The following is a 21882-nucleotide window of genomic DNA, read 5'->3' as shown; positions in this document are numbered from 1 at the left end:
GGGGTCCGTTCCTGCGGGAAGAGTGCGTGTTATCAGGCTTGTATCGGCCCGGTTTGCAATGCGCAATCGGCAAGCCGAACCATGAATTGACAACGGCGTCACCGAACCGTAGTAACCGCCTCCGTGCCCCAAGCGGCATGCCCAGGTGGTGGAATTGGTAGACGCGCTGGCTTCAGGTGCCAGTGGCTTAACGGCCGTGAAGGTTCGAGTCCTTTCCTGGGCACCATTTTGCGGGATTTGGTCCCCAAATCGGGCTGCTTCCAATCAGTGGAGATAGCCGGGCGGCGATCCAGCGATTGCCCGCCGCGACGGTCCCCGGTCGGACAAATCGAGCCCGCCCGCCCTCAGACCGCGCTCCTCCCCGCCCTCTCCGCTACCTCCTTCTGCACAAAATACATCGCGACCAGCGTGATGATCGTCGTGGTGACGACGACATAGCCGATCCGCTCGAAATGCAGCAGCGAACCGTCCGCTTGTTGCGAGATGATCGCAGCCGCAAGCACCGAGCCGAGGCCCCCGGAGAATTGCTGCAGCGAGGCGCTGACCGCGCTGAACGAGCCGCGCTGGCTCTGATCGGGGATCGCCGATATCAGCGCCTGCGACGGGATCATGCGCGAGAAGATGCCGACGAACAGCAGCACGTTGACGGTGATCGCGGTGGCGAGCGAGACGTGGCCGAGATGGGTGTAGATCAACACCATGACGACGGTCATGGCGCAGCCGAACACGAAGGTCGGATACTTGCCGAAGGCGTCGCTGGCGCGGCCGACCAGCGGTCCCGTGACGATGCTGAACAGGCCGGAGACCAGATAGATCGTCGGCAGGTGCACGATGTCGATGCCGATATTGTTCACGGTGAAGGCGCTGGAATACGGCATCAGCATGTAGCCGCCCGTCGCCAGCAATGTCGTGACCGCGAAGGCCAGCGTGTAGCGCGGCTCTCCGATCGTCGCGATGAGATGGTGGAACGGGTTCCTGTCCTGCTTCAGTTTCAGATGCGCATCGACCGGCTCCATGGCGAAGGCGATGATGGCGATGGCCAGGATCGACAGGCCGATGATGGCAAAAAAGCAGACATGCCAGCTCCAGTGATTGGCGAGAAACAGTCCGGCCGGAACGCCCAGCACCTGGCTCGCGGCGAACGCGGTCTGCACGAATCCCATCACCCGGCCGCGCAGATGCAGCGCGAACAGATCGGTGACGATGGCCAGCACGATCGAGCCGATCACGCCGCCGAACAATCCGGTCACGATCCGGCCGAGCAGCAGCACTTGGTAGGTCTGCGCCAGCGCGCAGAGCAAGGTTCCGAGGGTGAAGCCGGCATAGAAGAACAGCAGCAGGCGCTTGCGGTCGAACCGGTCGGCAAAGCCGGCGGCGAGGATGCCGGAAAGTCCGGCGCTGAACGCGTAGGCCGAGACCGCGACGCCGAATTGCCCGGCGGTGATGTTGAGCGCGGGCATCAGGATGGCGCCGAGCGGCGACATGATGATGAAGTCGAGGATGATGGTGAACTGTGCGAACGCAAGCAGCGCCACGAGGAGTGACTGGTAGCGCGTAAAACCGCGCTGGTGTTGCTGTTGATCGTCGATCGGCGCGGCGAGCGTCTGGTCTGTCATGACACCTGCATGGTGAACGGGGCGCGGGGAGCCGGGCTCAGATAGGGTGGGCGCGGGCGATTGCCACGGGCGCGAGGCCGAGGTTCCGCTGGTATATCGCGCGCGCGCCGGATTGTGGGATCCCTGCAACAGCCTGGTGGCGGTCCCTCAGCCCGCGTTCGTCCGGCCGAATTAAGCCGCCCTTAGCGAATGCTCCCTAGGCTCGCGGGCGTTCATTTTCCTGCTCCCGGCCTCCCCAGCCCTTGGGCCGGGTCGCGGTCAGTCAGAGCGTTTTCGGATGGAGCAGCCCGTCAGGCAGTACGATCGGAGTGAGGCCGCGCCGGAGGCCATTTCTGCGCCGGTCCGCACCCTCGTGATCGATCTCGAAGGCGCGCTGCTGCGCTCGGAGCTGCTGATGGAGGCGCTGTTCTCTGCGCCTGCGCGCATGCTGGCCCGCTTCGGCGCCGGCGGACGCGCAGGGATGGCGGCGCTCACGGAAATTCTGGCCCGCGCCGAGCTCGACTACGCCCAGCTTCCCTATGATGCCGACGTGCTGAACCAGGCGCTGGCGGCGCGGGCGCGCGGCGCCAGGATTTATCTCGCCGCCGGCCGCTTCGCCAATCATGCAGCCGGCATCGCCGCGCATCTCGGTTTTGATGGCGTCGTTGCGCCGGCCGATCTTGCTGCCGGCGATCATCTGCCGTTCGATCGCACTTCGATCGAGCGCATCGAGGCGCGCGGCAGAAGCAGGGCGAGCCTGAAAACCTGGACCAAGGCGCTGCGGGTCTATCAATACGCCAAGAACACGCTGGTGTTCGTGCCTGTGATCACCGCGCATCAGCTGAATGTCGCCACGCTCGGCTCTACGCTGCTGGCGTTCCTGGCGTTCTCGGCCTGTGCGTCGGGCGCCTATCTGATGAACGATCTGCTCGACCTCGCCGCCGATCGTCAGCATCCGACCAAGCGCCATCGCGCGCTTGCGGCCGGCCAACTGCCGATCTCCTCGGCGCTATCAGCAATCCCTGCGCTGTGGCTGTTCGCGCTCGTCGCCAGCCTCTGCATCTCCGCCACGTTCCTTGGTGTGCTCGCCGCCTATCTCGCCACCACCATCGCCTATTCGCTCGTGCTCAAGCGCAAGATGCTGGTCGACGTCGTCACGCTCGCCGGCCTCTACTCCTTGCGCATCGGCGCCGGCGCGGTTGCTGCCGGTGTCGTGCTGTCGGAATGGCTGATGGTGTTCTCGCTGTTCGTGTTCACCTCGCTCGCGCTGATCAAGCGCTTCAGCGAGCTCAGCATGCGCCAGGGCGAAGGCCTCGCCGATCCCTCCAACCGCGACTACCGCATCAGCGATTTGCATATCATCGCTGCGATGGCGGCGGCGAGCGCCATGAACGCAGTGACGGTGTTCGCGCTGTACGTCTCGTCCTCCGCAGTGATGCCGCTCTACAGCCGTCCCTGGATGTTGTGGCTGCTCGCGCCCCTGCTGCTCTACTGGTTCGGCCGCGCCCTGATGATCGCGCATCGCCGCGAGATGCCCGACGATCCCATCATCTATGCCTTCCGGGACGGCGCCAGCCGCACCACCGTGGCGGCGATGATCTGCATCATGCTGGCGGCGATCTGATGTCGCTGGCGCATCCGAGCGCGGCGCTCAGCGATCGCAAGGGCGCGCTTGGCCTGTCCGCCGCGTTCGCCGAAACGCTGCTGATCGCGATCGTCGTCGCCGCGCTGTCGATGCTGCGCACCGGCTATGTCTTCGGCATCGAGAACAATCTGTTCCATCTGCCGATCGTCGCAGGCCTGCCGTCCGAGCCGCAATATCACGACGACGCCTTCATGCAGTCGCTGCGCTATTTCGCATCCGGCATCTGGGTGCTGCTTGACAACACGCAAAGATATGTCGGTGATACCGGCCTCGTGTTCCTTGTGCTCGACTGTCTCTCGCGGCTGCTCACCTTCATAGGCTTCCTTGCCTGTGCCTCGCTGCTCGGCGTCACGACCCGGCGCGACAAGATCGTCTTCAGCCTGATTCTCTGTTCGATCGGCTTCCTCGACGGCTACACCCAAGCCGGGACCGGCGGGCTGTTCGTGAACTATTTTACCCATTCGGAGATTGCCAACGGCACCTCGCTGTTCGCGATCTACTTCGCGGCGCGCGGACGGTTCACGGTAGCCGCGATCACGCTCGGCATCACCTTCTTCGTCAACGCCTTCGTCGCGGTCTGGATCGCGCCGCTGCTCGTCGCCATCGCGATCAGCCTTCTGCTCCAGGCCGAGACGAGCTTTGCAGCGATCTGCGCGCGCACGCTGCTCGGTCTCGCAATCTCGGCGCCGATCATCTATCCGGCGCTGCACGCCATCCTGGCCAATCCGGAATTGGGCAAGCCGCTCGGCTTCGACTATCTCGCATATCTGCACGAATACTTTGCCGGCCATTCCGTGATCGACGCGATCGCGCTCAAGAACATCGTCGGCGCGGCTGCCGTGGCCCTGCTCGGCGCCGTCGCGTTCTGGGGGTTCGGTGCTGACGCGCGCGAGCTGCGTTGGGCCTATCTCGCTGCGCTCGCGCTCTATCTCGTCGGCTTCGTCGCGCCTTATCTCTCAGGCTCGCCCTTCGTGCTCAACCTTCAGCTGCTGCGCGCTGGCACCATCTTCTATCTGCTGGCTGGCCTTGCGGTTGCGGCGCTCGCGACCAGCTGGCTGCGCGATGACCGCTCGGCGCTGTTCCTGCCGGGCTGTTTCGTAGTGCTGGCGCTTGGCATCGAGGGCACGGTGCTGCTGTTCGCCACGCCCGTCATCCTGCTGCTGCAATATCAGAGATCCGCGCCGGATGCCGTTCCGGACTCGCATCGCAGGATCGGTTACGCGGCGCTGTTCGTCGCTGCGTTGATTCTCTGGCCCGTGGGAGCCTGGGGCAATTTTCGGGTCAACCGGCTCTACGGCCAGGCCGTCGCCGAGTGGACCGATATCGGCCGTTGGGCGCGCAACACGACGCCGGTGGATGCGACGTTCATCGTTCCGCCGAAACCGGCGGAGGACGCGGCCGTCGAGCCGATCGTCATCGCGCTGTCGCGCGGCGCCGTGTTTGAATTCGTCTCGCATCGCCGCGTCTGGGTCGACTACAAGCGCGGTGCGGCGGCGATGTGGACGCCGTCCTACTATCCGGTCTGGCACGCCAGGATGATCGAGCTCGCAGCGCTCGACTCGCATGCGGCGCGCCTCGGCTACGCCGCGCGCAACGGCATCGGCTACATCGTTTCGCTCTGCGAGACCCTGCCCGCGCAGGACGATGTCGTCTTCCGTACCAGCCATCTCTGCGTCTCCGCCGTCAGGCAGCAGGCCGAAAGCCTCTGAAACGCCCGGTCCGCGCTTGCGCGACCCCCGCGCACCGGATACATCGCGGCCGGCTCTCGCCAGTTCCCGCCCCCGGCGCTAGCTTGGGCCAGCACACCGATTCGACCGAGGTTTGAAACGCCATGACCGTACGCCTGCATCGCGGCGACCTGCCTGACCTCACCCGCTACACCGGCGCGGTGGCGATCGACACCGAGACCATGGGGTTGAACCCGCACCGCGACCGCCTCTGCGTGGTCCAGCTTTCGCCCGGCGACGGCAGCGCCGACGTGGTGCAGATCCCCAAGGGCCACACTGACGCGCCGAACCTGAAGGCCCTGCTCGCCAATCCCGCCATCACGAAGATCTTCCATTTTGCGCGGTTCGATGTCGCGGTGCTGTACCAGACCTTTGGCGTCATGACCGGCCCGATCTACTGCACCAAGATCGCCTCCCGCCTCACCCGCACCTATACCGACCGCCATGGCCTCAAGGACCTCGTGCGCGAGGTGCTCAATGTCGATCTCTCCAAGCAGCAGCAGTCCAGCGACTGGGGTTCCGACAGCCTGACCGAGCCACAGCTGGCCTACGCCGCCTCCGACGTGCTGCATCTGCATGGCTTGCGCGAGCGGCTCGACGCCATGCTGGTCCGGGAGGGCCGCACCCAGCTGGCCAAGGCCTGTTTCGACTTCCTGCCGACCCGCGCCCTGCTCGACCTCCAGGGCTGGGCGGAAGAGGACATTTTCGCGCATTCCTGAGCCTTTGAGCGGCCGCCAGGATCAGGCTGCCGCCCCGTTTCGGACACTTTCGTAACGGCCTGTCCAAAGCTGATATGCGCAAGGCTGCATATTCCTGAGGTCGCGGGTACAATGGGGCGCCCTCGATTGGAGCCTTCTGACCAGGCAAGCGATGCCCCCGGAGCAGCGGTGAACTCGGCCCAGTTTTCCACCTACGACGCCGCGCTTGCGGCGAAGTTTGCCGGCGCGGCGCGCCACAGCCGCCTGGTGCGGATTCTGCGCATCGCGGTGCCGGTGACCGTTGTTCTGGCGATGGCCTCGATCGTCGCGGTCTCGACCTTTCTCAATCCCTTCAAGATCCCCGTGAAGCTCGACTCCGGAAACATGGTGGTGACCGGCACCAAGATCACGATGGAATCGCCGCACATGTCCGGCTTCACGCCGGATCAGCGACCCTACGAGCTCTGGGCCAAGACCGCGACGCAGGACATCACCGACCCTGACCATGTCGACCTCAATGACCTGCGCGCGAAGGTGCTGATGGAAGACAGATCGACCCTGCTGCTCGATGCCCGCACCGGCCGCTTCGACAACAAGCAGCAGCAGCTCGACTTGCACAAGGACATCTTCCTGCGCACCTCGACCGGCTACGAGGCGCGGTTGAACTCGGCTTTCGTCGACATGGCCAAGGGCACGGTCTCCTCCGATGATCATGTCGACGTCAAGCTGACCAACGGCACGCTGACCGCCGACAGACTGCGCATCACGGAAGGCGGCGACGTCATCCGCTTCGAGGGCAATGTGGTGATGCATCTGGACAAGATCAGCACGGATGACGTTCCTGCTGCGCCCGTCGACCAGCCCGCGCCGCCGCCGCCGGCGAAGTCCAAGAACAAATCTGCGAACTCAAAGTGATTTTCATGGCCCATTTTTTTCCGCGCAACGACAAGCGTCGCGCCATCGTCGCAGCGATCGCGCTTGGCGGCGCTGCGCTGATTGCGACCGGTGCGGCCGTCGCACAAAGCACGATGCAAGGCGTGCCCAATGCGATGCAGGGCTTTTCGCAGAACCGCGATCAGCCGATCCAGATCGAGGCTGTATCGCTCGAGATGCGCGACAAGAAGAAGGAGGCGACCTTCTCGGGCAATGTGAAGGTGGTGCAGGGCGACACCACGATGACTTCGAAGACGCTGGTGGTGTTCTACGAATCGAACAGCGACAAGCAGGCGGCGCCGCAAGCGGCTCCAGCCAAGGGCGCGAAAGCGGCGCCTATGCAATCGGCGACGCCTGGGCCGGGCGGCGCCTCCTCGATCAAACGGCTGGAAGCGCGCGGCAATGTTGTGGTCACCCAGAAGGACCAGGTGGTGACAGGCGAGACCGCGGTGTTCGACACCAAGACCAACCTCATCACCATGCTCGGCGGCGTGGTGCTGACGCAGTGCCAGAACGTGCTGCGCGGCGACCGCCTCATGGTCGACATGACCACCGGCGTCTCCCGGGTGGAATCCGACAGCGGCAAGGTGCAGGGCCTGTTCATCCAGTCCCAAGGCGGCTCGAATGGAAAGTGCGGAACGCCGGTAGCCCCGGGCGCGGGCTCGCCCCTGCAACTGCCCGGCGGAAGTAAACAAAAGTAAATTCCAAAAGTAAACTCAACGGCTTGGCGCTGATGCCGCCGATCCGAGGTTGAAGCTTGCCCGGCGAGACTGTATCTAGCCCGCAGGGCTTTCGAGGCGGGGTCCGCCGCTTTTCGGGCGTGTTTCTCTGGGCATGAGACATCCCTTTATCCATGCTGCGTCGGCGAAGCGAGAGGCCGGCGCGGCAGACCGCGCGAGCACCGCGCAGGATCCGTAGAAGGCTAGAAGGCGGGGATGGTCGATCTATTCAGCATGTTCCGTCGGCGCCCCGCCAAGCGCGGCCGGCCAGGATTTGCCCGTCAGGACATCACCGCGCTCGGTGACAGTGTCGGCGGCCTCGTGGCGAGCCCGGTGCGGGACACGCCCCCGATTGCCCGTGACCAGCCCATGCAGGCCGCTGACCCCTATGGCGTCGAAGCTCGGCCGCGGCCGCGGCCGGCGACGGCGCAACCTGCCAAGCCCAAAGCCAGTGCCAAGACGAACGGCGCGGGCGCACCGCAGCTGTTACGGCGGCCGGGCTTCCTGGCTGTGCATAGCGTGGAAAAGAGTTTCGGCAGCCGCCAGGTGGTGCGCGGCGTCAGCATCTACGTGCGGCGCGGCGAAGCCGTCGGTCTGCTCGGTCCGAACGGTGCCGGCAAGACCACCGTGTTCTACATGATTACCGGCCTGATCAAGGCCGATCGCGGCGCGATCGAGCTCGACGGCCACGACGTCACCAGGCTGCCGATGTATCAGCGCGCGCGGCTCGGCATCGGCTATCTGCCGCAGGAAGCCTCGATCTTCCGCGGCCTCACCGTCGAGCAGAACATCCGCGCCGTGCTCGAAGTGGTCGAGCCCTCGCGCAAGAAGCGCGAGCAGCAGCTCGACTCGCTGCTCGACGAATTCAACATCACGCGCCTGCGGAAATCGCCGTCGATCGCCCTGTCCGGCGGCGAGCGTCGCCGCGTCGAGATCGCGCGTGCGCTGGCGACGCGTCCGAACTACATGCTGCTCGACGAACCCTTCGCCGGCATCGATCCGATCGCGGTCGGCGACATTCAGGACCTCGTCCGCCATCTCACCAATCGCGGCATCGGCGTGCTCATCACCGACCACAATGTGCGCGAGACGCTCGGCCTCACCGATCGCGCCTATATCGTCTATGCCGGTGAAATCCTGACGGAGGGGAGCCCGGACGAGATCGTCGCGGATCCGGATGTCCGTCGCCTTTACCTTGGCGAGGAATTCCGCCTCTAGCCCTTTTTTCCATTTCGTCAAGGCGTGTACATCGGGCCAGGACTAAGATAAGCAAGAATCGGACCAATTTTTGGGAACGGTTCTTGTTAGATGGCGCTTTCGCAGAGATTAGAGTTCCGGCAATCGCAGTCGCTGGTCATGACGCCGCAGCTGATGCAGGCGATCAAGCTGCTGCAATTGTCCAATCTCGATCTCACGATCTTCGTGGAAGAGGAACTCGAGCGTAATCCCCTCCTGGAGCGGGCCAACGACGAGGCCCCCGGCGGCGAAGCCCCGGCCGAAACCGGCCAGTTCAGCGATCATGATGGCGACGATTCAGGCAGTCCGGGTGCCGATGATGGCTTTGGCGGCAGCGGCGACGCGTTCGAGCCTGGCCAGGAAGAATGGATGAGCAAGGATCTCGGCACCCGCGCCGAGATCGAGCAGACCCTGGACACGGGCCTGGACAACGTCTTCTCCGAGGAGCCCGCCGAGGCGGCTGCGCGCAACGCCCAGGACGCGGCGCCCACCACCTATACGGAATGGGGCGGCGGCGCCTCGGGTGACGAGGACTACAATCTCGAAGCCTTCGTCGCCGCGGAAACCACGCTTGGCGACCATCTTGCCGAGCAGCTCTCGGTCGCCTTCACCGGCGCGGCGCAGCGCATGATCGGGCAGTACCTGATCGACCTCGTCGACGAGGCCGGCTATCTGCCGCCCGATCTCGGCCAGGCTGCCGAGCGGCTTGGCGCAACGCAGGCCGACGTCGAGGGCGTTCTTGCCGTGCTGCAAAAATTCGATCCGCCCGGCGTCTGCGCGCGCAACTTAAGCGAATGCCTGGCGATCCAGCTTCGCGAGCTCGACCGTTACGATCCGGCGATGCAGGCACTGGTCGAGCATCTCGATCTCCTCGCCAAGCGCGACATCGCCGCCTTGCGCAAGCTTTGCGGCGTCGACGATGAGGATATCGGCGACATGATCGGCGAGATCCGCCGCCTCAATCCCAAGCCCGGCATGAAGTTCGGCTCGGCGCGGCTGCAGACCATGGTGCCCGACGTCTATGTCCGCCCGGGTCCGGACGGCGGCTGGCATGTCGAGCTCAACAGCGACACCTTGCCGCGCGTGCTTGTGAACCAGACCTACTATTCCGAGCTGTCGAAGAAAAAAGGCAAGGACGGCGACAAGTCGTATTTCACCGACGCGCTGCAGAATGCGACCTGGCTGGTGCGCGCGCTCGACCAGCGCGCCCGCACCATTCTGAAAGTTGCGACCGAGATCGTGCGCCAGCAGGACGGCTTCTTCACCCACGGTGTCGCGCATCTGCGGCCGCTGAATCTCAAAGCGGTGGCCGACGCCATCCAGATGCATGAATCCACGGTGTCGCGCGTGACCGCCAACAAATACATGGCGACGAATCGCGGCACATTCGAATTGAAATATTTCTTTACGGCCTCGATCGCCTCGGCCGACGGCGGCGAGGCGCACTCCGCCGAAGCCGTGCGCCATCACATCAAGCAGCTGATCGATTCGGAAGCGCCATCCGCGATCCTGTCGGATGATACCATCGTGGAACGCTTGCGCGCCTCGGGCATTGATATTGCCCGCCGCACGGTCGCGAAGTACCGCGAAGCCATGCGCATTCCGTCCTCGGTGCAACGCCGTCGTGACAAGCAGAGCGCTCTTGGTAACATCCTCTCCACCGCAATGTCCGATCGCTCCCGCAACACCGAACCGGCCTGATTGCGCTGGCGCGAAATCGCGCTACTCTCATCCCCCATCGCGACCGATCCAAGCTAGGCAGTCAAACCAAGCGAGGCATCACATGACTCTTCGGATTTCGGGCAAGAGCGTCAGCGTCGGTGAGGCCCTTCGCGGCCGCGTGACCGACCGGACCGAAGAGGTCCTCCGTAAATATTTCGACGGCAATTATTCCGGACACATCACGCTCTCCAAGGACGGCTTCGGTTTCCGCACCGACTGTGCGCTGCATCTTGATTCCGGCATTACGCTGGAAGCCGATTCGAACGCGCCGGACGCCTATGCCAGCGCTGACCTGGCGCTCGTGATGATCGAGAAGCGGCTCAAACGCTACAAGAGCCGGCTCAAGGACCGCTCCGCCCGCAAGGCCCATGTCGCCTCCGCGGCGCTGGCTTCGCTCGACGCGACTGCTTACGTGCTGGAGGCGCCGGGCGAGGACGGCGAAGCGGATGAGGTCACCGGCTACAACCCTGTAATCATCGCCGAGGCGACGACGTCGCTGAAGCAGATGTCGGTCAGCGAGGCCGTCATGGAACTCGACCTCAGCGGGGCACCCTGCCTGGTATTCCAGCACGGCTCCTCGGGCCGGGTGAACATCATCTACCGCCGGGCCGACGGCAATGTCGGCTGGATCGACCCGCCGGGCGCCAAATCGGGCGGCTAGGACCCCGTATCAACCACAGCCCTTAACAATGACCGGGGCAAAGCCGCACGCGGGAGTTGGCACCGGGATTGCGTTGGAGTAGAAGCGCCCCACATCACGATCGGGGCTAAGTCCGCCTCCTGCTTCACCTTCTTGACGCCGGCCGGGCTCGATCTGATCGAGCCGGCCAATTCGGAACCTGACGGTTTAATTCACCTCGGAACACTTCCATGCCGATTACCGATCTGGTCGCGCCCGAGGCGATTCTCCCGGCATTGAAGGTCAACAGCAAGAAGCAGGCGCTCCAGGAACTCGCGGCCAAGGCGGCCGAGCTGTCCGGCCAGAACGAGCGCGCGGTGTTCGAGGTGCTGCTCCAGCGTGAGAAGCTCGGCACCACCGCAGTCGGCTACGGCGTCGCCATTCCTCACGGCAAGCTGCCCAAGCTGGAAAAGATTTTTGGTCTGTTCGCCCGGCTCGATCGCCCGATCGATTTCGAGGCGATGGACGGCCAGCCGGTCGATCTGGTGTTCCTGCTGCTCGCGCCCGAAGGCGCCGGCGCCGATCATCTGAAGGCGCTCGCTCGCATCGCCCGCCTGCTGCGCGACCAGGACATCGCCAAAAAGCTCCGCGCCTCGCGCGATGCCCAGGCGATCTATTCGGTGCTGGCGCTGCCGCCGGCGACGGCGGCGTAATCTTCTCGTTATTGCGGACTGCGAGAGAGCAAGCGACGTAACGCGCTCTCGTGCCCCGGACCCAGCGCTTCTTCAGCGGTGCGCTGCAGAGCCGGGGCCCATGTCACCGCGACTTCCCGTGTTGCCGTCTCCTGGGTCCCGGCTCTGCGCTTCGCTTGTCCGGGACACGAGAGTTGGGCGCGCCGTCGCCTCAGACACCGTCATTGCGAGGAGCCCTTGCGACGAAGCAATCCAGAGTCCCGCCGCGGAAAGCTACGCTCGCAATGACGAGCCGGAGCTATCACCTCGCCAAATGAAAACGAGCACGCCTCCGTATGACGGCATGCCCGCTTGCAAATCAAATCGCGCATGGCGCGCGACGCTCGGTGCACGCTGACGGCGTTGGCGATCGCGGCTTCGCGGCTGTCGGTCAGCATGATCGGCGGGCCGCTTTGATCGATTCGTTCCGTCGCCATCAGCTATTTGAGATGCGCGCTGATCTTGTCGATGCCGGCTTTGGCGCAAGCCTCGTCGTCATCGATCCCGGGCCCGCCCGAGACGCCAATGCCGCCAACAACCTCATTGCCAACCTTGATGCGAAGACCGCCGACAATGAGCGAGACGCGCGGCAGCTTGCCCAGGCCGCCGGCATTGGCCAAGCCCCAGAAGGCAGTCGGATTTGCTCCCATCCGCTTCACCATGGCGCTGATGCTATCGTCGTTGTGGGTGGCGCCGATCGTGACCACGGTATACGCCTTGTCACTGGCCAGATCGAATGAGGCCGCGTGAGCCCCGTCACCACGCAACATGGCCTGCGTCAAGCCATCGACGTCAACGACGGCCGCGCTGACTCGGAAACCCTGCTTCGCGCAACTTGCGACCGCCTCGTCTTGTCCGGAAGCCCCTCAGGGCTTCTCGCCCGAACAAATCGACCGCGCGACCATCGCGGCGGCGTCGAGTGGATAGTCGCCCACGACCGCGACGTGAAGTGACCGCTTCGGCTATAGCTTGGAGATTGCTTCGAGCGTCACGGCTGGTCGCACGAGCGTCTCTTTGCCGTGATGGTAGAATTTGTGTGTCCAGGGATCAAATACCGGCACGCGAGCTTCGACGAATTCGTCGATATCGCGCGTAACCACCGCCAGATCCTGGAGCGCGGCGATAGCTGCGATGAATAAATCCGGTTGCCCGAAAGTGTGACGGCGCTTGCGACCCTCGACGATCATTACCTTCCACCGCACGATCACATCTTCGGTGATGGCAAGGACTCGACCCGCAAACAACGGTCGCAGCGTGTTGTCCGACCACGATCGAAGATCGGCGCGTCTGGCGGCATCGGACAATTGTTCGATGCCATAAGTGATCTCGGCGAAGGTGATGTCCGTGACATAGAGATCGTCGCCGCTTTGGCCGGCTACAAAACCTGTGACGTCAGGATTAGGCTTAGGCCTGCGTAGTTCCGAAACTACGTTGGTGTCGAGAAGCCACCCCCTCAAAGTTCGACGTCCCGAACCTTGGATTTGACAGTCAGGCGTTCAAATTCGACGTCCGCCAACGGGGACTTCGCGAGGGCCGTAACGATGTCGCGGCCGCTCACGGGCCGCTGGAGGCGGTCGAATTCCTCTGCCGCGATGATAACCGCAGCGTCTTTCCCGTGCAGCGTAACGCGCTGCGGTCCGATGCGCTGGGCCTCTCTGACAATCTGGCTCAGATGCGTCTTCGCATCCTGAAGACTCCATCGCCCGGATTGGGAGCCCTTCTTCGAAGAGGGGCGCTTTGCGGTCATGGCATGCTTTCTGGTCGGATCAACCAGAATTTAGAGTATCCGAATTTGATCGCAAAAGCAAAACGGGCACACCTTCGTCTGAAGGCATGCCCGCTTGAATCTCTATTCATGTGACGCGCGTGCGCTCAGTGCACGCTGACGGCTTGCAGCTCGTTGCTCCAGGCATTCGCGACCGCGGCTTCGTGGCTGTCGGTCAGCATGATCGGCGTGCCGTCGGCGGAGTGGAGCGCGAACAGCTTGAGGCCGGGCGCAATCTTCGGGGCCTCGGGAAACAGGCCGGGCACATCTTCGGAGCGAATCTGCTTCACATAGGCGATATGGCCTTCGCCGAGGGTTGCCAGTGTCTCGGGCGAGACGGCCTTGGCTTCGTATTCGAACGCAACGTGACCTTCACTCATGGTCTCGACTCCTTCACAGAAACTAAGCGGTCGAGTCCGCTACTCGTTCCATTATTCGTGCTCATTGATAGCGATTGTCTTAACGATCCGCTCCGGCTCAGGCCGGGCCAGGTCAACCGACAACAATCCGTTCTTCAGATCCGCACCCAGTACCAGCATCCCCTCCGCCAGCACGAAGGTGCGCTGGAAGTGGCGCGCGGCGATGCCGCGATGGATGTATTGCCGGGTCTTGTCGTCCTGCTGCCGCCCGCGGATCACGAGCTGGTTTTCCTCAATGGTTACATCGAGTTGGTCGCGGGTGAATCCGGCGACCGCCAGCGTGATGCGCAAGCGCTCGGGCTGGCCGTCCGCTCCGCCGCATCTCTCGATATTGTAGGGAGGGTAACCGTCGGCGCCTTTCACGACCCGATCGAGCACGCGCTCAATCTCGTCGAAGCCCAGAAGGAACGGACTGGAAAGCGTGGGAACACGAGACATAGTTTACAAAGTCCTCTCGAAGCGACTTTGGCATTTCAGGGCCCGGAACCGGCGCCCCTTGGTCAGTAATATGGGCATATCCCCGTGGGGGTTCAAGGACGTAGCAGGGGGCTGTGGACGAGAACAGCAACGGCGAGCCGGTCGAAAAAGAAAATCACTGCTGCTCAGATAAGGTCGTGTCTGCTCCCTCAACAGATCCAGGACCCAGCCGAACAGATCGTGGCTACCAGGCCGATTGAATACAGCTAGATCCCCATGCCGTAGGCGACCAGAGACGCAAATCGACAATCAGGTCGATTATCGCGACTGAGCTTTCGCGATATTAGTCTCAAATTTGAGACCGTCTCTGCCGATTTCGAGTCGGTAGTTCCACGCACCAGCCATGCCCGCGAGGATGAGCAGTGCAACGACGAGAATCAGCCGATTTGGATCAAGACGCATTGAACTTACCGTCCACGTTCAGCATCCAAGGGGGCCGTCGAATGAGTTTTCCTTCTCGCCTGACGGATACGGTCAGGAAGGGCGCTGGATGGAAAGCCAAATCCTGCACTATGCCATCCCCACTTCTTGAGCCGGAACGTCAGGGCTCCGGCTTTCGTTCGAAGCTTCTCCTAGGCTGCTATTCCCGTTCTTAACGTTCTCGGGCACGCCGACAGCGTTGGCGATCTTCCGCCAACGTCGCCTGAATTCGAACTGAGCCCAAGGTACGCCCGTGATTTCATTAACGATGATGGGGCCACGAGCCGGAAGCTTCCCGATCTTGGAAAGCTCTTCCATGACCATCGGCGATTTATTGAGATCAATCACGATATCGCGCTGATGCAGGCTCGATATATGGCGAAGGATCATCTTGGAGTCGATTTCCTCCCATCGTATGCCGCGAAGCCACTTGCCCTTGTTCTCGCTAACGATGTCCGAAACGCCAGGTTCAGACACTGGCACCCATTCTCCGATGACGTCAGTTTGCTTCAGACGGCACTCAAACTGGATCGCTTGCGCGAGGGCTACGGAAGGCAACTTCATTTCATGGGCTTTTGCGCGAATAAGCCTGACGTGCTCTTCCGTAAGGAGCACTGCGCCACCTCGTGGCTTGCGGACCCGCATCTTGTGCAGAACCGCACTAAGTCGCACACAAGCGTCATCGTTCAACACCGTGACGCCATAGGTGCAAAGCAATCGCAATTGTCTGATGAGGCTATGTCCCTGCGCCAATCTCCCGCCTTCTGACCAGCGCTCGTACGCCGCCTGCACTTTGGCAGCGTTAAGATCAGCAATAGGTTCAATACCTAAGACGACATCCTCGGCGATGCGCCGCATGATGTTAGTGTAGTTGCGACGAACCTTGTATCGCAGTTGATGATAGTTTGATCGTGGATCAGCACAGTAACGGTCAATCAGATCGGCGCAGGAGCCCACCTTTTCACCGCTCTTTGGTGGCGCGGGAGCCGCGCTTACGACCAGATTGTGCTTCGCCGCCAAAGCAGTGAGTCGTTGGATTTCTTCCAACTCCTGCAGCTCGCGCGCAATAGCAGCCGCTTGCTGCGCAAGGCGAGCTTTCTTCTGCTCAAGAGCTTCATTGATCGGTTGGTCAGTCATCGCGAGTTCCGCGTGGGTAACTCCACGGAACTTCATTACCTTGATTCACAAATCCTGACAACTCTGCCTATAGAGGAGTGAACAGGGGAGCGATAGAGGTGCTTAATTACCTCCTGCGCAGTGAGCCCTTACCTACCGGGTTACTTTGCATGGGGTTGTTTTCAACATTTCTGTCGGCAAGTCCCGAAAGCCCGTCTTAAGCCTCGATCCGGCTCCTGCCGTCGCCGCTGAACAGGTGCAGTTTTGACCTGATAGCGCCGACCCGGATCTTCTGGCCGATGGCGGGAGCCTCGGTTCCGGGGATGCGGACGATGACCTCGCCCGGCGGCAACTCGCCCGGAGTGGCCGCGACGCGCTGCTCATCCTGAGCGCGCGAGCCGTAGATAAAAGTCTCGGCGCCGACGCGCTCGATCGCTTCCACCGTCAGCGGCAGGGCAACGCCGCCGGCCGGTGTCTGGTCGGTGATGACAAAATCTTCCGGACGGATGCCGAGGATGCCGGCGTCGCCCGCACTGCCGCCGAGCTGCGACTTGATCTCCTCAGTGCGCGTCGACATCAGGTTCATTGGCGGGGCGCCGATGAAGGAGGCGACGAAGGTCGTCGCCGGCTTCTCGTAGATGGCGAGGGGATTGCCGATCTGCTCGACCTGGCCGCCATTCATCACGACGAGGATGTCAGCGAGCGTCATCGCCTCGAGCTGGTCGTGGGTGACGTAGATCGACGTCGTGTTGAGCCGGCGCTGCAGTTTGCGGATCTCGACGCGCATCGCGATGCGCAGCTTGGCGTCGAGGTTCGACAGCGGCTCGTCGAACAGAAACACTTTCGGCTGGCGCACGATGGCGCGGCCCATGGCGACGCGCTGGCGCTGGCCGCCGGAGAGCTGGCGCGGCTTGCGCTCCAGCATGGGCGCGAGCTCGAGCACGCGCGCGGCTTCCTCGACGCGGGTCTTGACCTCGGCTTCCTTCATGCCGCGATTGCGCAAGCCGTAGGCCATGTTGTTGAAGACGCTCATATGCGGATAGAGCGCGTAGTTCTGGAACACCATCGCGATGTCGCGATCGGCGGGCTCGACCTGGTTGACGACGCGGCCGCCGATATCGATCTCGCCGCCGGTCACGGTCTCGAGCCCCGCGACCATGCGGAGCAGCGTCGACTTGCCGCAGCCGGAGGGGCCGACCAGCACGCAGAACTGACCGTCGCCGACATCGACATTGACGCCTTTGATCGCCTCGAAGCCGCCGGTATAGGTCTTGCGGACGTTGCGCAGGGTGACGTTGGCCATAACTCTCTACTTCTCCGTCTCGACCAGGCCGCGCACGAACAATTTCTGCATGGCGACGACGACGAACACCGGCGGCAGCATGGCCAGCACGGCGGTCGCCATCACGACCGGCCATTCGGTGAGCGCGTCGGTGGTGGTGATCATCTTGCGGATGCCGACCTGGATGGTCTGCATGTCGTCGCGCGTGGTGATCAAGAGCGGCCAGAGATATTGATTCCAGCCGAGGATGAAGAGGATCACGAACAGCGCCGCCATGTTGGTGCGCGACAGCGGCAGCAGCGTATCCCAGAAGAAGCGCAAAGGGCCGGCGCCGTCGATGCGCGAGGCCTCCAGCAATTCATCCGGCACGGTCATGAAGAATTGCCGGAACAGCAGCGTCGCGGTGGCCGATGCGATCAGCGGCAGCGAGAGGCCGGCATAGCTGTCGAGCATGTGCAGATCGGCGACGATCTTGTAGGTCGGATAGATGCGCACCTCGACCGGCAGCATCAAGGTGATGAAGATGATCCAGAAGATCGGCATCCGGAACGGAAAGCGGAAATACACGATCCCATAGGCCGAGATGATCGAGATCGCGATCTTGCCGACCGCGATCAACAGCGCCATCACCAGCGAGTTCAGCATCATGTTGTAGACCGGCTCGCGGGTCGAGCCGCTCGTGCCCACGAAAATGGTCTGGTAGTAGACCTCGAAGAAATGGCCGCCCGGCAGCAGCGACATCTGCCCGTTGGCGATCAGCGCGTTGTCCTGGGTCGAGGCGACGATCGCGATGTAGACCGGGAACGCGACGATCGCGATCCCGACCCAGAGGATGAAATGGGCGACGTAGCGCTGGAAGCCCTCGTCTTCGACCATCAGTAGGTCACCTTGCGTTCGACGAAGCGGAACTGGATTCCCGTGAGCACGATCACCATGACCATTAGGATCACGGATTGCGCTGCCGAGCTGCCGAGATTGCCGCCGAGCAGGCCGTCGGAATAGACCTTGTAGACCAGCGTCACCGTCGACGTTCCCGGTCCGCCGCGCGTCATGGTGTCGATGATGCCGAACGTGTCGAAGAAGGCGTAGACGATATTGACGACCAGCAGGAAGAAGATGGTCGGCGACAGTAGCGGGAAGGTCACGGTCCAGAACCGCCGCATCGGGCGCGCGCCGTCGATCGCGGCGGCCTCGAACACGCTTTTCGGAATGGCTTGCAGGCCGGCGAGGAAGAACAGGAAATTATAGGAGATCTGCTTCCAGGCGGCCGCAAGGATGATCAGCGCAGCCGCCTGGTTGCCGTCGAGCAGCGGATTCCAGTCGATGCCGACCGCGCGCAGGTAACGCGCGAGCACGCCGAGCGAGGGATGCAGCATGAAGATCCAGAGCACGCCGACGACGGGCGGCGCCACGGCATAGGGCCAGATCAGCAGCGTGCGGTAGAGCATCGAGCCGCGCAGCGGCTTGTCGGCCATCACGGCGAGCAGCAGCGCGAAGGACAGCGACGACACCGCAATCGCGAACGAGAAGAAGAAGGTCCGGACGATCGCTTCGAAATAAGCGGGGTCCCTGAACAGCTCGACGTAGTTGTCGAGCCAGACGAAGTTCGACGAGAGACCGAAGGCGTCCTGCAGCAGGAAGGACTGGATCACCGCCTGCAAGGCCGGCCAATAGAAGAAAATCAGGACGATTGCAAGTTGCGGGGCAACCAGCGCGTAGGGCAATAGCTTTGATTGGAAAATGGCTTGCTTTTGCATGGTGGGGGTGGCGCCGGCAGGCCGCTCGTCGCGTGGCCTGCCGGCGCCTTCGCCTTATTTTACGGCGGTCTTTTCGAACTGACGCAGCATCGTGTTGCCGCGCTCGACGGAGGCATCCAGCGCCTGCTTGGCGGTCTTCTTGCCGGCCAGCGCCTGCTCGATCTCTTCCGCCCAGACGTCGCGCAGCTGAACCATGTTGCCAAGGCGCAGGCCGCGCGAGTTCTCGGTCGGCTCCTTGTTGGTCAGCTCGAGCAACGGGGTCTCGAGATAGGGCTGGTCCTTGTAGAAGCCCTCGGCCTTGGCCTTTTCATAGGCGGCCTTGGTGATCGGCAGATAGCCCGAGGCCTTGTGGATGTAGACCTGACGGTCGGTGTCCGAGAGGAAGGTCAGGAATTTCGCAACGCCCTTGTACTCGTCGGCCGACTTGCCGCCCATCACCCAGAGCGAAGCGCCGCCGATGATCGAGTTCTGCGGGGCACCCTTGACATCAGGATAATACGGCATCGGCACGGCGGTGAAGTTGAACTTGGCCTGCGCCTTGACGTTGCCGAAGAAGGCCGACGAGGTCAGGTAGATCGCGCACTCACCCGAGGTGAAGCGGCCTTCGCCGGTATTGGTGCGGCCTGCGTAATCGTAGGTCTTGTCCTTTTGCAGCTCGACCAGCTTTTCGAGATGCTTGACCTGGAGCGGTCCGTTGAACTCGAGCTTGGTGTCGAAGCCGTCGAGGCCGTTGGCCTTGCTGGCGAGCGGCACGTTGTGCCAGGCGGAGAGCTGCTCGAGATTGACCCAGGTGACCCAGGAGCCGGAGAAGCCGCAGGTCGGATGACCGTTGTCATGGAGCTTCTTGGCGGCCTCGAACGTCTCAGGCCAGGTCTTCGGGATCTCGACATTGGCCTTCTTCAGCTCATCGAGGTTCACCCACATCACTGTTGACGACGAGTTGAAGGGGAAGGACAGCATCTCGCCCTTCGAGGTCGAGTAGTAACCGGTGATCGCGGGAAGGTAGATCTTGGGATCGAATTTCTCGCCGGCCTCGGCCATCAGCTTGTAGACGGGCTTCACGGCGCCGGTCGCGGCCATCATGGTCGCGGTGCCGACTTCGAACACCTGCATGATGTGCGGGGCATTGCCGGCGCGGAAGGCCGCGATGCCGGCGTTCATCGTATCGGCATAGTTGCCCTTGTAGGTCGGGATGACCTTGTAGTCGCTCTGCGACGCATTGAAGTCGTTGGCGAGCTTGACGATGACGTCGTTGTTGGCGCCGGTCATCGCATGCCACCACTGGATTTCAGTCGCAGCCAGCGCCGGCGAAGCCGTCATGCCAACCGCGATTGCAACAGCGGCAGCCGCCCCAAAATGTCGAAGAGCCATCAAGTAAACCTCCCTTAGCCGTCCTTTGGCCGTCAAAAAGATCGCTTGCGCTAGCAGCGCCATATGACGTTCACATGACTGTGTAAGCGGCCGAAACGAAAGCGGCAAGCGCTGGAAAAGGGAAGCCATCAAATAGGCGAACGCGATGCGGGCAACCTGCTCGGTTCGCGGTGCACATGCGTGCCCGCGCCGCACTGCGGCATTTGATGCTGTGAGGCCGACGATCACGCCGCGGGTTCGAGAACCTCTCCCGCTTGCGGGAGAGGTCGGCGCGAAGCGCCGGGTGAGGGTTCTGTCCTCTAAGGGACTGTCCCGTTGTGGAGACACCCTCTCCCGCAAGCGGGAGAGGGAGCGCACCACCTACCGCTTGCGCTCGGGTCCGCAGACCACGCCGTTTTCGACCATCGCGTCGATCTCCGCCTTTGAGTAGCCGAACTCACCCAACACCTCCTGGGAGTGCTGGCTGAACTTCGGCGGCAGGCGGCGCAGGCTCGGCTTGCTGCGATCGAGCCGGATCGGCGAGGCCACGCCCTTGTACCAGTCCTTCTCGATGATATCGCCGCGGGCGATCGTGTGCGGATTGGTCAACGCCTGATCGATCTTCTGCACCGGGCCTGCGGGCAGGCCCGCGGCGAGCAGCCGATTGCACAACGGCTCGGCCTCGTGCTGGCTGAACACGGCGGCAAGCTCGGCGCGGAGCGCGTCGCGATTGGCGATGCGGTCCTTGTTGCGGGCAAAGCGCGGATCGGTGCCGAGCTCGGGCTTGCCGATCTCCTTGGCGAGCTTGCGGAAGGTTCCGTCATTGCCGACGCCGATGAAGATGTTGTCGGTCTTGGTCGGGAAGATCGCGTATGGCACGAGGTTCGGATGCTCGTTGCCGGTCAGGCCGGGCGGCTTGCCATGCATGAAATAATTCGCGGTGTGCGGATGCATGATGGCAAGGCCGGTCTCGTACAGCGTCGTCTCCAGGAACTGGCCAAGCCCTGAGCGCTGCCGCTCGGACAGCGCCATCAGGATGCCGATCGCGGCGTAAAGCCCGGTGGTGATGTCGACCAGCGGCACGCCGATCCGCATCGGCCCGCTCTCGGGCGAACCGGTTGCCGCGATCATGCCTGTCATGGCCTGGATGATCGCGTCATAGCCGGGATTGCCGCCGCGCGGGCCGTCGGCGCCGAAGCCGCAGATCCGGCAATGCACGAGGCGCGGATATTTCTGGCTGAGCACATCGTTGCCGATGCCCCATTTCTCCAGCGTGCCGGGCTTGAAATTCTCGATCAGGACGTCCGCCGTCTCCAGCATCTTGAGCAGCACGACACGGCCGCCCTCGGAGGCGAGGTCGAGGCCGATCGAGCGCTTGTTGCGATTGATGCCGACGAAATAAGCCGCGTCCTCCTCGTGGAAGGGAGGGCCCCAGTCGCGCACCTCGTCGCCCGCGGGCGGCTCGACCTTGATCACGTCGGCGCCATGGTCGGCGAGAATCTGGGTGCAGTAGGGACCGCCGAGCACGCGCGTGAGATCGATGACGCGCAGTCCGCTCATTGCGCCCAAAACGGCTTCAGTCATGCCTTCGCTTCCCCTGTGTCGATATTGATCACAGGCCTAGCGAGGTTCGTCCAAGCCAGCAATGGCCTGTCGCGTAGAGGGTCATGC

20 protein-coding genes, 1 tRNA gene and 1 pseudogene are annotated in these 21882 nt (G+C 63.0%); 10 read left to right on the top strand and 12 right to left on the bottom strand.

The window, feature by feature from the left end; genetic code table 11:
* The first annotated feature begins 139 nt into the window (after window positions 1-139).
* A tRNA-Leu gene (locus tag YUA_RS0115965) sits at window positions 140-226 on the top strand.
* 118 nt (window positions 227-344) lie between these two features.
* Here the strand turns inward: YUA_RS0115965 and YUA_RS0115960 are convergent.
* Window positions 345-1616 (bottom strand): MFS transporter, encoded by a 1272-nt coding sequence (locus tag YUA_RS0115960; RefSeq protein ID WP_027531618.1) that lies wholly within the window; start codon window positions 1614-1616, stop codon window positions 345-347.
* 277 nt (window positions 1617-1893) lie between these two features.
* Here YUA_RS0115960 and YUA_RS0115955 point away from each other — a divergent pair, with 277 nt between their 5' ends.
* The 9 genes from YUA_RS0115955 to ptsN all read left to right on the top strand — a co-directional run bounded on the left by YUA_RS0115955 (window position 1894) and on the right by ptsN (window position 11607).
* Entirely contained in the window at window positions 1894-3219 is a 1326-nt protein-coding gene (locus YUA_RS0115955; protein ID WP_027531617.1) for a UbiA family prenyltransferase, read from the top strand.
* A complete protein-coding gene (locus YUA_RS44045) occupies window positions 3219-4949 on the top strand; it encodes a DUF6798 domain-containing protein (RefSeq protein ID WP_051383192.1) in 1731 nt (576 codons plus the stop codon). The genes YUA_RS0115955 and YUA_RS44045 overlap by 1 nt, the downstream gene beginning before the upstream one ends.
* Before the next feature lie 122 nt (window positions 4950-5071).
* Window positions 5072-5686, top strand: a complete 615-nt coding sequence (locus tag YUA_RS0115945; RefSeq protein ID WP_027531616.1) for a ribonuclease D — start codon at window positions 5072-5074, stop codon at window positions 5684-5686.
* 168 nt (window positions 5687-5854) lie between these two features.
* On the top strand, window positions 5855-6580 hold the full coding sequence (lptC, locus tag YUA_RS0115940; protein ID WP_027531615.1) for an LPS export ABC transporter periplasmic protein LptC: 726 nt from the start codon (window positions 5855-5857) through the stop codon (window positions 6578-6580).
* 5 nt (window positions 6581-6585) lie between these two features.
* A complete protein-coding gene (locus YUA_RS0115935; protein ID WP_035971056.1) occupies window positions 6586-7299 on the top strand; it encodes an LptA/OstA family protein in 714 nt (237 codons plus the stop codon).
* Between the two features lie 234 nt (window positions 7300-7533).
* On the top strand, window positions 7534-8535 hold the full coding sequence (gene lptB, locus YUA_RS0115930) for an LPS export ABC transporter ATP-binding protein (RefSeq protein ID WP_027531613.1): 1002 nt from the start codon (window positions 7534-7536) through the stop codon (window positions 8533-8535).
* A 90-nt stretch (window positions 8536-8625) separates the two neighbouring features.
* A complete protein-coding gene (rpoN, locus tag YUA_RS0115925) occupies window positions 8626-10254 on the top strand; it encodes an RNA polymerase factor sigma-54 (RefSeq protein WP_027531612.1) in 1629 nt (542 codons plus the stop codon).
* An 82-nt stretch (window positions 10255-10336) separates the two neighbouring features.
* On the top strand, window positions 10337-10936 hold the full coding sequence (gene hpf / locus YUA_RS0115920) for a ribosome hibernation-promoting factor, HPF/YfiA family (RefSeq protein WP_027531611.1): 600 nt from the start codon (window positions 10337-10339) through the stop codon (window positions 10934-10936).
* 209 nt (window positions 10937-11145) lie between these two features.
* Window positions 11146-11607, top strand: a complete 462-nt coding sequence (ptsN, locus tag YUA_RS0115915; protein WP_027531610.1) for a PTS IIA-like nitrogen regulatory protein PtsN — start codon at window positions 11146-11148, stop codon at window positions 11605-11607.
* Between the two features lie 458 nt (window positions 11608-12065).
* Here the strand turns inward: ptsN and YUA_RS44040 are convergent.
* From YUA_RS44040 to YUA_RS0115855, 11 genes and pseudogenes are all read right to left on the bottom strand, one after another.
* Window positions 12066-12461, bottom strand: a pseudogene (locus YUA_RS44040) (heme-binding protein); the annotation flags it as partial.
* A 126-nt stretch (window positions 12462-12587) separates the two neighbouring features.
* The gene (locus YUA_RS0115900; RefSeq protein ID WP_027531609.1) at window positions 12588-13082 is read right to left on the bottom strand and encodes a type II toxin-antitoxin system VapC family toxin; all 495 of its coding nucleotides are present in this window, start codon (window positions 13080-13082) and stop codon (window positions 12588-12590) included.
* Window positions 13079-13372, bottom strand: coding sequence for a type II toxin-antitoxin system Phd/YefM family antitoxin (locus YUA_RS44035; RefSeq protein WP_035971054.1), 294 nt, complete (start codon window positions 13370-13372; stop codon window positions 13079-13081). The genes YUA_RS0115900 and YUA_RS44035 overlap by 4 nt, the downstream gene beginning before the upstream one ends.
* Before the next feature lie 125 nt (window positions 13373-13497).
* Window positions 13498-13770 (bottom strand): DUF1150 domain-containing protein, encoded by a 273-nt coding sequence (locus YUA_RS0115890; RefSeq protein ID WP_027531608.1) that lies wholly within the window; start codon window positions 13768-13770, stop codon window positions 13498-13500.
* A 51-nt stretch (window positions 13771-13821) separates the two neighbouring features.
* Window positions 13822-14247: an Hsp20 family protein gene (locus YUA_RS0115885; RefSeq protein WP_027531607.1), complete on the bottom strand. Its 426-nt coding sequence runs from the start codon at window positions 14245-14247 to the stop codon at window positions 13822-13824.
* Window positions 14248-14796: 549 nt separating this feature from the next.
* The gene (locus YUA_RS0115880) at window positions 14797-15843 is read right to left on the bottom strand and encodes a hypothetical protein (protein ID WP_156947133.1); all 1047 of its coding nucleotides are present in this window, start codon (window positions 15841-15843) and stop codon (window positions 14797-14799) included.
* Between the two features lie 196 nt (window positions 15844-16039).
* Window positions 16040-17125 (bottom strand): sn-glycerol-3-phosphate import ATP-binding protein UgpC, encoded by a 1086-nt coding sequence (locus YUA_RS0115875; protein WP_027531605.1) that lies wholly within the window; start codon window positions 17123-17125, stop codon window positions 16040-16042.
* Window positions 17126-17131: 6 nt separating this feature from the next.
* On the bottom strand, window positions 17132-17980 hold the full coding sequence (ugpE, locus tag YUA_RS0115870) for a sn-glycerol-3-phosphate ABC transporter permease UgpE (protein WP_027531604.1): 849 nt from the start codon (window positions 17978-17980) through the stop codon (window positions 17132-17134).
* The gene (gene ugpA, locus YUA_RS0115865; RefSeq protein ID WP_027531603.1) at window positions 17980-18861 is read right to left on the bottom strand and encodes a sn-glycerol-3-phosphate ABC transporter permease UgpA; all 882 of its coding nucleotides are present in this window, start codon (window positions 18859-18861) and stop codon (window positions 17980-17982) included. Before ugpA ends, ugpE begins: the two co-directional genes overlap by 1 nt.
* Window positions 18862-18915: 54 nt before the next feature.
* Complete coding sequence (gene ugpB / locus YUA_RS0115860; protein WP_027531602.1) at window positions 18916-20232, bottom strand: sn-glycerol-3-phosphate ABC transporter substrate-binding protein UgpB; 1317 nt, start codon at window positions 20230-20232, stop codon at window positions 18916-18918.
* Between the two features lie 360 nt (window positions 20233-20592).
* On the bottom strand, window positions 20593-21795 hold the full coding sequence (locus YUA_RS0115855; RefSeq protein WP_027531601.1) for a CaiB/BaiF CoA-transferase family protein: 1203 nt from the start codon (window positions 21793-21795) through the stop codon (window positions 20593-20595).
* Window positions 21796-21882: the final 87 nt, after the last annotated feature.

This window comes from Bradyrhizobium sp. WSM3983 (genome assembly GCF_000473045.1).
In the GTDB taxonomy this organism is placed as follows: domain Bacteria; phylum Pseudomonadota; class Alphaproteobacteria; order Rhizobiales; family Xanthobacteraceae; genus Bradyrhizobium.
Note: the sequence above shows the minus strand (reverse complement) of the source record. Positions and strands in the feature narration are given on the sequence as shown.

Excerpts from the sequence above, each read along its gene's own strand:
- YUA_RS0115875 (WP_027531605.1), bottom strand. The coding sequence starts at position 17,125 with ATGGCCAACGTCACCCTGCGCAACGTCCGCAAGACCTATACCGGCGGC.
- YUA_RS0115945 (WP_027531616.1), top strand. The coding sequence starts at position 5,072 with ATGACCGTACGCCTGCATCGCGGCGACCTGCCTGACCTCACCCGCTAC.
- rpoN (WP_027531612.1), top strand. The coding sequence starts at position 8,626 with ATGGCGCTTTCGCAGAGATTAGAGTTCCGGCAATCGCAGTCGCTGGTC.
- YUA_RS0115885 (WP_027531607.1), bottom strand. The coding sequence starts at position 14,247 with ATGTCTCGTGTTCCCACGCTTTCCAGTCCGTTCCTTCTGGGCTTCGAC.
- YUA_RS0115890 (WP_027531608.1), bottom strand. The coding sequence starts at position 13,770 with ATGAGTGAAGGTCACGTTGCGTTCGAATACGAAGCCAAGGCCGTCTCG.
- ptsN (WP_027531610.1), top strand. The coding sequence starts at position 11,146 with ATGCCGATTACCGATCTGGTCGCGCCCGAGGCGATTCTCCCGGCATTG.
- YUA_RS0115855 (WP_027531601.1), bottom strand. The coding sequence starts at position 21,795 with ATGACTGAAGCCGTTTTGGGCGCAATGAGCGGACTGCGCGTCATCGAT.
- YUA_RS0115935 (WP_035971056.1), top strand. The coding sequence starts at position 6,586 with ATGGCCCATTTTTTTCCGCGCAACGACAAGCGTCGCGCCATCGTCGCA.
- hpf (WP_027531611.1), top strand. The coding sequence starts at position 10,337 with ATGACTCTTCGGATTTCGGGCAAGAGCGTCAGCGTCGGTGAGGCCCTT.
- lptB (WP_027531613.1), top strand. The coding sequence starts at position 7,534 with ATGGTCGATCTATTCAGCATGTTCCGTCGGCGCCCCGCCAAGCGCGGC.
- YUA_RS0115960 (WP_027531618.1), bottom strand. The coding sequence starts at position 1,616 with ATGACAGACCAGACGCTCGCCGCGCCGATCGACGATCAACAGCAACAC.
- ugpE (WP_027531604.1), bottom strand. The coding sequence starts at position 17,980 with ATGGTCGAAGACGAGGGCTTCCAGCGCTACGTCGCCCATTTCATCCTC.
- YUA_RS0115955 (WP_027531617.1), top strand. The coding sequence starts at position 1,894 with ATGGAGCAGCCCGTCAGGCAGTACGATCGGAGTGAGGCCGCGCCGGAG.
- YUA_RS44035 (WP_035971054.1), bottom strand. The coding sequence starts at position 13,372 with ATGACCGCAAAGCGCCCCTCTTCGAAGAAGGGCTCCCAATCCGGGCGA.
- ugpB (WP_027531602.1), bottom strand. The coding sequence starts at position 20,232 with ATGGCTCTTCGACATTTTGGGGCGGCTGCCGCTGTTGCAATCGCGGTT.
- ugpA (WP_027531603.1), bottom strand. The coding sequence starts at position 18,861 with ATGCAAAAGCAAGCCATTTTCCAATCAAAGCTATTGCCCTACGCGCTG.
- YUA_RS0115880 (WP_156947133.1), bottom strand. The coding sequence starts at position 15,843 with ATGACTGACCAACCGATCAATGAAGCTCTTGAGCAGAAGAAAGCTCGC.
- YUA_RS44045 (WP_051383192.1), top strand. The coding sequence starts at position 3,219 with ATGTCGCTGGCGCATCCGAGCGCGGCGCTCAGCGATCGCAAGGGCGCG.